The organism is Francisella hispaniensis FSC454 (assembly GCF_001885235.1).
GTDB lineage: Bacteria > Pseudomonadota > Gammaproteobacteria > Francisellales > Francisellaceae > Francisella > Francisella hispaniensis.
In genome coordinates this window covers 1,643,598-1,655,333 of the sequence record NZ_CP018093.1, presented here as the reverse complement: position 1 = coordinate 1,655,333, position 11,736 = coordinate 1,643,598, and the positions used below count along the sequence as shown (strand labels likewise).

Below are 11,736 nucleotides of genomic sequence, written 5' to 3'. Positions count from 1 at the left end.
ATTTTAAATTATAATAAAGAGCATATTCTAGTATTAATAATTGTGGTAAATGTTTGATATGTTAGCAAAGCTCTTCTGGCAAATATTCTTTGGGATATTGATAATAGTGATAGTTATATTATCAATATTAAATACTGATAAAGTAAGCTTTGACTATATTTTTGGTACTACTACACTGCCATTAATCGTCTTAATGTCTATAGCTTTTGTTTTAGGGTTATTGCTTGGCTCTTTTATAACTAAGTTTATTCAGATAACTAAAACAAGTGGTAGCGCTAAAAAGTAATGATAGTACTTGGTATTGAGAGCTCCTGTGATGAAACAGGTTTAGCGATATATGATTATTCAAAAAAGAAATTGATTGTAGATGAATTATACAGCCAAGTCAAGTTGCATAAGAAGTATGGTGGTGTTGTTCCTGAGCTTGCTTCGCGTGAGCATATCGCTAAGCTTAATCTTTTAGCTAAGAAAATATTCAAAGAAACTGGTCTTAGCTTTGAAGATATTAATTGTATAGCATATACCGCAATGCCTGGTTTAGTTGGGGCATTGATGGTTGGAGCTACATTTGCCAAAACACTAGGCTTAATCCATAATATTGATACAATTGCAGTTCATCATCTTGAGGGACATCTTTTATCACCATTATTGGATCACAATAGTAATATAGAATATCCTTTCATAGCTTTGTTAGTCTCTGGAGGACATACACAACTATTTGAGGTAAAAGAGTTTGGTATGTATAGTCTACTTGGTGAATCAATTGATGATGCAGCAGGTGAGGCATTTGACAAAACAGCTAAGCTTTTAGGCATGGGTTATCCTGGTGGAGTTGAGGTGGCAAATTTAGCTGATCAAGCTAATGATAAGTCTAAGTATATTCTACCAAGGCCGATGAAAAATAAACCTAATTTAGATTTTAGCTTTAGTGGATTAAAAACTGCTGTGCTAAATACATGGTATGATGAACAAGATCAGTCATTAGAGAATAAGGCAAATCTATGCTACGCATTCCAAGAAGCGGCTATAGATGTCTTAGTTTCTAAATGTGCTAAAGCATTACAAAAAACTAAAAATACAAGATTGGTTATTTCAGGCGGAGTTAGTGCAAATAAATTATTGCGTCAACAGTTAGACTTATTGGCTAGAAATAAAGGCTATCAGATATTTTTCCCTCCAATGAAATATTGTACAGATAATGGTGCAATGATTGCTTTAGCAGGAGCATATAGGTATGTAAATGGTTTTAAAGACTCTAATTTAGAGGTTAATGTCAAAGCGAGATCATCAATCTAGGATTTACACAAATTACTATCAAAAAAATCATCGATATGCTATTATTAAGCTGTAATAAGTTTCAATATCCACACAAAGTGGATCAATCTAAAAAGGGTTACAAAGGTTCCAAATGAATAATAATGAAATGATACACCAAACCATAGAAAAACAAGGTAGCATAGTCTGGAAGAGTGTTTTTGGGTTGCTACTTCTACCATTGGTAGCGCTTATAGCTATTCCTTGGTATGCTATGACTTATGGCTTTTCAACATCAGACTATGTATGTTTAGTAGTCTTCTATATGCTTACTGGTGTTGGTATTACAATGGGTTACCATAGACTGTGGTCACACAAAACATATAAGGCAAACAAAATAGTAAGTTATGCTCTTTTATTATTTGGCACAGCTGCGCTACAAAATAGTGTAATTCAATGGTCTTCAGATCACAGAAAACACCATAAAGATGTTGATGATCCTATCAAAGATCCATATGCTGCTACACGTGGTTTCTGGTTTTCACATTTTGGTTGGTTACTAAGACATAGTAGTCCTGATGTTCAAGAGATCAGAGGTGTAAATGATCTTCTAAAAGATAAGGCACTAGTATTCCAGCATAATCATTACACTGTTTTAGCGATATTATCGTGTTTTGGGTTGCCTGCATTGCTAGGTTTTATATTCGGATTCTTGAGCGGTCATACACTTACGGCTGCTTGGCACAGTGCTTTGGGTTTTTTACTATTAGGCGGTCTACTTAGAGTTATATTGGTTCATCATGCAACTTTTTGTATCAATTCTTTAGCACATACTATTGGTAAAAGACCTTATTCTACAAAAAATACTGCTAGGGATAGCTGGATAACAGCTATAGTAACAGGCGGTGAGGGTTATCATAATTATCATCATGCTTTTGCTGGCGATTATAGAAATGGTATTAGATGGTTTGATTTAGACCCATCTAAGTGGTTTATTGCTGGCTTAGCTAAGATTGGCTGGTGTTATGATCTTAAAACAACACCTAAGCATTTAATTGAAATTGCTAAAGCAAAAGTTAAATTAGAGGAAGCATTAACTAAGAAAAATAAAACTTTCCATCTAGGTATTGAAGAGAAGTATGCTAAGCTTGTTGCAAATGTTAAAAATATGTATAACGCTAAGCAAGAGTACTTGAAAGCTAAGAAAGATAATGTATTGTCTAAAGCTGATATTAAAGAAATTAAATCAAAATATAAAGATTTAAAAATTGAGTTTATCCAAGCTAAGAAAAAATATAATAAAGCTAGTACTATTGCCTAAGTACCACTATTTTATACTCTTATTGTCTTATCTATCCTATTGAAATTTGTATTGTCATAGTTGTAAAACATCTTATATTTCTTTGAGAGTGTAAACTAAAACATAATTAAGTTATTTATCTTTTCTCTCCAAAATAATTATAAAGTTGACTAGCTAGAGACATAATTATATCGATACTAGCAGTTTTATATTGGTTTGATTATAAATAGAGCTACTATTGCTAGCCACAGATAAAAAGATCATGCTGAATTGTATTTCAGCATCTCGCTATAAGTATTGATTTCATTGAAAATCTGAAACGAGTTTAGGATAACAGAATGTGCCTCTTTTATTAAATATTTTTAAGTACAGAGGTGAAGTCTTTGCTCAAAAAGCTATTTTTTGAATAATATTGTAAATTATACCAAAGCCATATCTAAAGTAAGAGTTCTGAGTTCTTAAATATTTTTTCCTAGAAATTGTTTTCTTTATACTTAGCAATTTTATGAGGATACACAATATAGATACTAAAGCTATTAACTTTATTATTTTGTTAGTATAAGTCAAACTTATATACTTAAGATTAAGCATTTTTTAATATAGATATTAGATTATCTATACTTTTAAAATTTTTAGATAAATTTTTTATTAGCACATTCAACTGTATCTTGTTGTATAAAAAGAGATAGGTTTTGAAATTTTTATTATAGAATAAGAATATTGTTATAAGAACAATAAGTAATTTTAATGGATATTGATCTATTAAAACTACAAGAAAAACTAGGGTATAAAGTTAGTAATCTAGGAATGTGTTACGGAATTGCTTATATGGCTATACAAGCTATTATAAGAGATGATTTAGAAACATATATTAGCAGAATAAAATACTTAGAAAAAACATTATTACAACATAACAATAATCAAGATGATGCGATTGATGAAATTGTAGAAAAAATAAATGTAGCATATGAAAAAAGGAAGAATAAGCAAAATCTAGATTCTGAAGAAATAAAATTATTAGATATATTAAATTGGCTTGATGGAGTTCAAATATACCACAATTACAAAAATCTATTATTTGGAGGTCAAAATTATGAGATTGCAACAAACTTTTTCTCAGCTAATACAAATCAAAAAGAAAAAAGAAAAATAGAAAAATCTTTGTTATAGCTAAAGAATTAAATATGTTAACGAAAGAGTTGATTAATGATATTTTTGATAAGATTGATAACAGTAAAGAACCTATTGCTTTTTCATTAGGCGCGCCAGGTCATATTATTTCAGTAGGCAAAAGCTCTAATTATATGCCAATATATTTAATCAATCATGATATTCATAAACTTATAACAAGTAGTAGATCATTATATAGTGAAGTACTTTGTGCATTTAATTATTCGAAAGAAGCTTTGAGCATTTTGACACACTCTTACCAAGAAGGAAATATTTCCGTTAAATATGTTACTAATAATTTAGATAAAGATGATTTATGTAAACTATTATGTATAGCTTTGCAAGATGGTCACACAGAAGCTATAAAAGTTTATATAGAAAGTATATCTAACCTTGCTGGAATTAATAAACAACAACTATTAGCTGCTAAAATACCAAATGGGACACCAGGGTTATTTATGTCTTTGCAAGATGGTCACTCAGAAGCTGTAAAAGTTTATATAGAAGGTATATTTAATCTTGCTGGAATTAATAAACAAGAACTATTAGCTGCTAAAATACCGGATGGAACACCAGGATTACATATGGCTTTGCAAAATAGTCACTCAGAAGCTGTTAAAATTTATAAAGAAACGATATCCAAATTTATGGTCTTAAATAATGGATCACCAAGATTTTTGCCTTAGATATTGTCGTCAATGCTATTTGAAAAATAGTTTTTCCAACAAAAGACTTTATTTAGATTCTACTTTGAGCTTAAAATAAATATTTCAAGATAATAGAGAGAAATACTTAATGAAAAATATTATTATATTCTAGCTGCTGACTTAAGAATATCGGCTTTATCGATTTTTTCCCAAGTAAATTCTGGTAATTCACGTCCAAAGTGACCATAGTTAGAAGTTTTGCGATAAATTGGTCTAAGGAGGTCAAGATTTTCGATAATTTTACCAACTCTGAGATCAAAAATTTCAGCTACGAGCTTTTCTATTTGGTTATCAGTAATTTTTCCAGTACCAAAAGTATTAACCATAAGTGAAACTGGTTTTGCTACGCCAATTGCATATGCCACTTGTACCTCACACTTATCAGCTAGACCAGCAGCGACAATGTTTTTGGCTATATATCTACCCATATATGCTCCTGAGCGATCAACTTTAGAAGGGTCTTTACCAGAGAAAGCACCACCACCATGATGAGCAGCACCGCCATAAGTATCAACAATAATTTTTCTTCCTGTAAGGCCACAATCACCTTGAGGACCACCAATTAAAAATACACCTGTTGGGTTAATATGATATTTAGTATTTTTAGTAATTAGTTCGTTAGGAATAACCTTTTTAACAATTTCTTCAATCACAGCATCATGTAACTCTTTTTGAGAGATTGATTCATTATGTTGTGTAGATAATACTATAGTATCAATAAATTTAGGTTTGTCATTTTCATAAGCTAATGTAACTTGAGCTTTCGCATCTGGTCTTAACCATGCAAGCTTCCCTGATTTTCTAAGTTCTGCTTGTTTTCTCATCAATAGGTGAGAGTAGTAAATAGCTGATGGCATTAGTGTTGGTGTCTCATTTGTGGCAAAGCCAAACATTAATCCTTGGTCACCAGCACCAAGATCTTCTAGAGAGCCACGATCTACGCCTTGAGCAATATCTCTAGATTGCTTGCCAATAGCATTAATTACAGAGCAAGTTCTACCATCAATACCTTTGTTAGCATTATCATAGCCTGTTTCTGTAATAACATTTCTTACTAGCTCTTCAATATCTACCCAAGCAGATGTTGTAATTTCCCCGGCAACCAAAGCCATGCCAGTTTTTACTAAAGTTTCACATGCTACACGAGCATTTTTATCTTGTTTTAAAATCTCATCTAGGATTGCGTCTGATATTTGGTCAGCTAGTTTATCTGGATGTCCTTCTGATACAGATTCAGAAGTAAATAAGTAATTTTTAGACATTTTATACTCCTTTTAGTTAGCTAAAAGGCTTCTAGAAAATTTTTTTAGGTAAAAATTTGGTAGAAACGCTTTAGCTTATTATTTAATGTCGCAAGCAAGTTGTTTGTTAAATACAGCGACTTGCGCTATTATATATTTATGTTTATATCAAGTCAACTATTGACATTTTAGTTAAGAGACTTTAAAGTATTGCTATTAAATTTTTGCATAATTTTTGCTAAGTTGATGGCTGCTAAGCTTAGCTAATGAATATTAGTAATTAAAAAATTAAATATAAAACCGGAGAATAATAAATGGTAGTAATTCGTATGGCTCGTGGTGGAGCTAAAAAGCGTCCTTTCTATAGAATCGTAGTTGCTGATAAAAGAAGTCCAAGAGATGGTAGATTTATTGAGAAATTAGGCTTCTTTAATCCTTTAGCTAAAGGTGGTGAAGAGATATTAAAGCTTGATGTTGCTAAAGCTGAAGCATGGTTAGCAAAAGGTGCGCAACCTTCTGATAGAGTAGCAAGTCTAATCAAAGAAGCTAAGAAAGTTGCTTAATTCGTATCTATAGAATCAAATTATTTTTCTTTTTATGTCACAAAATTTTGTGGAAATAGCTAAAGTCGGTGCTACATATAAGATTGATGGCGAGCTTAATTTATATCCTTTAGCAAGTTCAATAGAAACACTTTTAAGTTATGGCGATTGGTATATCCAATTGCCTGCGACTAATCTTTGGCAACAGCTCAAAGGTGAAAGTGTACTAAAGAGGGCTGATAAAGTTTATATTAAACTTGCTAACATTAACGATGCTGAGACTGCTAAAAAATATGTAAATGCACTTATTGGCGTGCCAAAGCAAGCATTGCCACAGCTAGCAGAGGATGAAGTATATTTTAAAGATTTAATTGGTTGTAGTGTCAAAAATATTAACAATGATTCATTTGGTGTTATTGTAGATATTATTGAAACCGGTGCTAATGAAGTTCTAGTTTGTAAGAAAGAATCTTCTGAGTATCTAATTCCTTATATTAAGCAGTATATTATTAGTGAAGATCTTGATTCAAAGAAAATAGTTGTTGATTGGGAATATGATTATTAGTCAATAATTATTTCTTAATAATATTTCGCTACTTACTGCGTAAGTATCATACTTTTTTCATGGCAGAAAAAGTATGCAAAACCGTCTAGCACTACGCTATCGTATTTTAAAATCAATAAAAATAGAAAACTCGCTTTGCTCAAACAGTTCTATTTTCTAGTTATTGATTTTATAAAATACTAATCGCTAATGTGCATTCGTTGCTATAAAGTGTATTTTATCTCTCAAATATTTGTATTTGCTTTCTCTAATAACTACAATTAAGATTGTTTAGCAAAAGATTAAATGTTAGAAGATGAAATTCGGAATAATATCAATATTTCCAGAAATGTTTAGAGCAATAAATGATTTTGGAGTTACAGCAAGAGCTATAAAGGACTCTAAGGTGTCTATAAAATACTTTAATCCTCGAGACTATACAACTGATAAGCATGCTAGTGTTGATGATACTAGCTTTGGTGGTGGCGCAGGGATGGTAATGAAGTATCAACCTTTGTCAGAAGCTATTGAAGATGCAAAAAATGCTTTAGGTTGTGGTACAAAAGTAGTATACTTGTCACCTCAGGGTGGTATATTTAATCATAAAAAAGCCCAAGAGCTTTTGCAAAATGATTCATTAATACTGCTGTGTGGTAGATATGAAGGGGTTGATGAGCGCCTAATACAAGATTATGTTGACGAAGAAATTTCAGTTGGCGATTTTGTGTTAAGTGGTGGTGAGCTCCCTGCTATGCTAGTTATGGATAGTCTAATTAGACTATTACCAGAAGTGTTAGGTAATAAAGAATCTGTAATAGAAGATTCTTTTTATGATGGTCTTTTAGACTATCCACATTATACAAAACCAGCTGTTTTACCTAATGGTAATGCAGTACCTGATGTTTTGTTATCTGGTAATCATAAAGAAATAGCTAAATGGAGGCGTAAACAAAAGTTGATAAGGACTTATGAGCGTCGTAAAGATTTAATAGAGTGCCTATGCCTATCTGCACAAGATAAGCAAATTTTAGATAATTATAAAATAGATAAGGTAAGCACAAAAGGAGAAGAATAATGAAAAATAAATTTGTTGAGTTAGTAGAAAAGTCACAATTAAGAACTGATCTTCCAGAATTTAATCCAGGTGATTCTATCACTGTTAATTTATGGATTAAAGAAGGCGATAAGCAAAGAATTCAGGCTTTCAAAGGTTTCGTTCTTAGAAAAAGAAATAGAGGTCTTCATTCTGCTTTCACAGTAAGAAAGATGTCTTCTGGGATGGGTGTTGAAAGAACTTTCCAAACACACTCACCATTAATAGATAGTATTATCGTAGAGAAGAGAGCAGATGTGCGTAGAGCTAAGCTTTACTATATGAGAGGTCTTACTGGTAAGGCTGCTAGAATTAAAGAAAAAGTATAATGAGATTTCTTGCAAACTAAAATTATATGTTTCTAACGGCGTTAAAAATATTCTCACAATGCTCATTTACGTTTTGTAAACTCGGCTTTTTCGGATATTTTTGCCTTGTTATATTCCATCTAATTTCAGCTTGCAATCGTCTCAAAACTCTAGGAAAATCAAAAAGTGTCTTCAGCTGTTGATGCTTTTCTTGATAATCTCTGGCTTGAGCATGGATTAAGCCAAAATACTATTTCATCTTATCGTACTGATCTTAAATTATTAGAAAATTATTTTGCAAAAACTGATTTAATTAGTTTAGATTTTGAGCAGTTATATGCGTTCATTTCATATCGTTCAAAAAATGGTTATAGTAGTCGTTCTAATGCTCGAATGATATCGACATTGCGTAAATTCTATGCTTGGCTTATCTCAACTGGTCAAACTAATAATAATCCTACAGCTAAGCTGACATTACCAAAATTAGCCAAGAAGTTACCTAAAGATATGACAGAAACTGATGTTGAGAGATTGCTTCATGCTCCTGACATGACAGAGGATGTTGGTATTCGCGATAAAGCAATGCTTGAACTGATGTATGCTACTGGTTTGCGTGTAAGTGAATTGGTAGGGCTTAATATCGATGATATCGATATCAATATTGGGGTAATTCAAGTAATGGGTAAGGGCTCGAAAGAGCGTATAGTGCCAATAGGTGAGTATGCGCTGGAGTATTTGCAAAAATATTTTGCTGAAGCTCGCATGAGTTTATCTAAAAATTTTAAAGAGAAAGCAGTTTTTATCAGTAAGCATACAAAAAGAATAACGCGACAGTCCTTTTGGCATCGTATCAAAAACTATGCGCTTATTGCTGGTATAAATACCGATATTTCGCCTCATACCCTAAGGCATGCATTTGCTACTCATTTACTCAATCATGGTGCTGATTTGAGATCGGTACAGTTATTGCTTGGTCATAGTAATGTTTCAACAACAACTATTTATACACATATATCTCAAAATCGCTTACAAGAGATTTATCAAAAACATCATCCAAGAGGGTAATATACCTTTTTTCTTAAGTATTTTATTGCTTTATAAACTAGCTATGATTAGTGAATCTAGCTAATGCAACAATACCATATTGTTGTTATAATAATATTCGGAAATTGAAAATAATGGAGTGGTAATGAATATCCTTAGTGTTGATTATTATGCAGATGATGCAGCTGAATTGTTTACTAGATCTTTAAAAGAAACTGGTTTTGCAGTACTTAGAACTCATCCTATTGATTGGAACTTAATTCAAAAAGTTTATAAAGAGTGGCAAGAGTTCTTAAAATCTGGAGCTGCTGATAAGTATATCTTTGATGTTGAGAATCAAGATGGTTATTTCCCTAAAGATGTCTCAGAAGTTGCTAAGGGTGAAACTGTAAAAGATATTAAACATTTTTATCATTTGTACTTTCCAAATGGTAGGTATCCAACAGAGGTTAGTAGTGCAGCTAGAGAAATGTTTGAAAAAATGATCAAGCTTGGTGAAACACTATTACAGTGGATTGATGATTATATGGACCCAGCAGTAGCAAATAAGTTACCGCAAAGATTGAGAGATACAGCATCTTATGAAAATACTTTACTTAGGATATTACACTATCCAGCGATACAAGGTGATGAAGAACCAGGTGCAGTTAGGGCAGCTGCACATGAAGATATTAATCTTATCACCCTATTACCAATAGCATCTTCACCTGGATTACAAGTATTATCACCATTTAATAACCAATGGTATGATGTGCCTTGTGATAGTGAGTCTATAATCGTAAATATTGGTGATATGCTTCAAGAAATGACAAACGGAGAATACATAGCGACTAAGCATAGAGTTGTTAAACCTGAAGATGAAAAAGAAAATCTTGATAGGATTTCAACACCATGTTTCATACATCCTAAATCCGATGTCTATCTGTCTGATAAATATCCAAGAGCGGAGATATTTCTTAACGAAAGACTAAAGGAATTAGGTCTAAAATAAATCTATGACGCAACAACAAGTTATTAGCTATTATGAGAGTACTGCGCATGAAAATGAGGTTAGTTTAATTCTTAAGAAAGCTAAAAAAATAATCCAAGCACAACAATCACTACAAGATTATGCAATAGTTCTTGATATAGATGAAACAGCACTAAACCATTATTATTCGCTAAAACTAGCTGGTTTTCCACAAGATGAGAATCATACTATTTGGAATGAATTACTCTCAAAATCTCATGCTTATCCAATTAAGGCGACATTAGATTTCTATCTTTACTGTCTTGCTAGTGGGCTTAAAGTATTCTTTATAAGCGCGCGTTTTTCTCAATATTTGGAGTCTACAAAACAGGCTTTACGAAACGCTGGATATGTCGATTTTGAGGATGTGTTTGTATTTCCAGAGAATATTGAGCAATATAATTCAAAGGATTTTAAGAATTTTAAAGCTGAAAGAAGAGCCTATATAGAGTCATTAGGATATAAAATACTTATTTCTATAGGTGATCAATCATCTGATTTATTAGGTGGCTATACACTAAATATTCTACAATTACCAAACTATTTATATGGTGAGAATTCAAGATTTTAGTATACTGATTTTGATTTAAAGATTAGAAAATTACCTAAAAATATTAAAATAGCACAAATTATGGTAATTGTTATATTAATATTTTGATCAAATAGTAACAATGCAAATAATGGTCCCCAGATAATATATGTAATATTTAGAGACATCGCTAGTGTGACATTAGAATGTTTGAAAGCTTTCATATATGATAAATCAGCGATGTAGCCAATAATACCTATAGCCAAAGTTAGAAGTAAAATGAAGATATTAACACTATGAATTATTGCCCAAGTAAAAGGTAGAAAAATTATTATTGTTGAGATCTTACGTAAAAATAGTAAAGTATTTATTGCTATATTAGCATTAAGCAGCATTTTATATATAACTCCTTCAAGACCCCAAAATATAGCAGCTAAAATTGCAAAACTAAGACCGACAAAGCTATTACTCTTATCATAGAGCTGATTCGTGGCTGTAAGAGTTATACCAATTATAACTATTGTAAAACCAACTATTTTGAACGTTGTTAGAGATTCTTTAAGAAAAATTCTTGCTCCAATCATTCCTACAGCTGGATAGCAAGATGATATAATAATTGCAGTTCCCGTCGCGATATCTCGTGTTGAGAGCATATACATCGTCATAGCAAAACCACCTAATAAAGGGATACAACAAATACTTATAATTTGCCAAAGCTTTAAGTCTTTGATTCTTTTTACAGATGAAGTTGATATAGCTGCTATTGTTGCTGCAACACCTAAATCATGGACTGATGTAAGCCACATTGATACTAAGAATGTCATAGTCAATAAGGTATGTACTTGACCTGCTAATGTATAGTCAAGTCCCCAAAAGATTCCAGATAGAGAACCAAAAATAAAAGCACGCTTTTTAAAATTCATTATTTGGTTATAGATAATTAATAAAGTATGGTTTATTAACCTTAGTAAATAAAAATTATTATTTCAAGTTTT

12 protein-coding genes and 1 pseudogene are annotated in these 11,736 nt (G+C 31.7%); 11 read left to right on the top strand and 2 right to left on the bottom strand.

The genetic code is table 11. The features are described 5' to 3' along the window. Positions 1-49 precede the first annotated feature (49 nt). From FSC454_RS08185 to FSC454_RS08170, 4 genes and pseudogenes are all read left to right on the top strand, one after another. Positions 50-286: a lipopolysaccharide assembly protein LapA domain-containing protein gene (locus tag FSC454_RS08185; protein WP_044247485.1), complete on the top strand. Its 237-nt coding sequence runs from the start codon at positions 50-52 to the stop codon at positions 284-286. Beyond that, positions 286-1,296, top strand: coding sequence for a tRNA (adenosine(37)-N6)-threonylcarbamoyltransferase complex transferase subunit TsaD (gene tsaD, locus FSC454_RS08180; protein ID WP_066045334.1), 1,011 nt, complete (start codon positions 286-288; stop codon positions 1,294-1,296). The genes FSC454_RS08185 and tsaD overlap by 1 nt, the downstream gene beginning before the upstream one ends. A 112-nt stretch (positions 1,297-1,408) precedes the next feature. Further along, positions 1,409-2,575, top strand: a complete 1,167-nt coding sequence (locus FSC454_RS08175) for an acyl-CoA desaturase (protein WP_014548911.1) — start codon at positions 1,409-1,411, stop codon at positions 2,573-2,575. Between the two features lie 726 nt (positions 2,576-3,301). Then, a pseudogene (locus FSC454_RS08170) lies at positions 3,302-4,383 on the top strand (hypothetical protein); the annotation flags it as partial. 149 nt (positions 4,384-4,532) lie between these two features. On the opposite strand, the gene metK reads toward FSC454_RS08170, so the two are convergent. Beyond that, a complete protein-coding gene (gene metK, locus FSC454_RS08165; protein WP_014548909.1) occupies positions 4,533-5,693 on the bottom strand; it encodes a methionine adenosyltransferase in 1,161 nt (386 codons plus the stop codon). A gap of 293 nt (positions 5,694-5,986) precedes the next feature. Between metK and rpsP the strand changes: the two genes are divergently transcribed. The 7 genes from rpsP to FSC454_RS08130 all read left to right on the top strand — a co-directional run bounded on the left by rpsP (position 5,987) and on the right by FSC454_RS08130 (position 10,783). Then, positions 5,987-6,235: a 30S ribosomal protein S16 gene (rpsP, locus tag FSC454_RS08160; RefSeq protein WP_066046592.1), complete on the top strand. Its 249-nt coding sequence runs from the start codon at positions 5,987-5,989 to the stop codon at positions 6,233-6,235. A 34-nt stretch (positions 6,236-6,269) separates the two neighbouring features. Next, on the top strand, positions 6,270-6,779 hold the full coding sequence (gene rimM, locus FSC454_RS08155; RefSeq protein ID WP_066046590.1) for a ribosome maturation factor RimM: 510 nt from the start codon (positions 6,270-6,272) through the stop codon (positions 6,777-6,779). 295 nt (positions 6,780-7,074) lie between these two features. Next, positions 7,075-7,833: a tRNA (guanosine(37)-N1)-methyltransferase TrmD gene (gene trmD, locus FSC454_RS08150; RefSeq protein WP_066046589.1), complete on the top strand. Its 759-nt coding sequence runs from the start codon at positions 7,075-7,077 to the stop codon at positions 7,831-7,833. After that, positions 7,833-8,180, top strand: a complete 348-nt coding sequence (rplS, locus tag FSC454_RS08145) for a 50S ribosomal protein L19 (RefSeq protein WP_003035017.1) — start codon at positions 7,833-7,835, stop codon at positions 8,178-8,180. Before trmD ends, rplS begins: the two co-directional genes overlap by 1 nt. 165 nt (positions 8,181-8,345) lie before the next feature. Then, positions 8,346-9,224, top strand: coding sequence for a site-specific tyrosine recombinase XerD (gene xerD / locus FSC454_RS08140; RefSeq protein ID WP_014548905.1), 879 nt, complete (start codon positions 8,346-8,348; stop codon positions 9,222-9,224). Between the two features lie 124 nt (positions 9,225-9,348). Further along, positions 9,349-10,194 carry a 2OG-Fe(II) oxygenase family protein gene (locus FSC454_RS08135; protein ID WP_014548904.1) on the top strand — a complete coding sequence of 282 codons (846 nt, stop codon included), beginning with the start codon at positions 9,349-9,351 and terminating at the stop codon, positions 10,192-10,194. 4 nt (positions 10,195-10,198) lie between these two features. Beyond that, the gene (locus FSC454_RS08130) at positions 10,199-10,783 is read left to right on the top strand and encodes an HAD family acid phosphatase (RefSeq protein ID WP_066046588.1); all 585 of its coding nucleotides are present in this window, start codon (positions 10,199-10,201) and stop codon (positions 10,781-10,783) included. Here the strand turns inward: FSC454_RS08130 and FSC454_RS08125 are convergent. Continuing rightward, entirely contained in the window at positions 10,780-11,664 is an 885-nt protein-coding gene (locus FSC454_RS08125) for a DMT family transporter (protein WP_044247482.1), read from the bottom strand. The two genes, FSC454_RS08130 and FSC454_RS08125, sit on opposite strands and share 4 nt — an antisense overlap. Positions 11,665-11,736 lie beyond the last annotated feature (72 nt).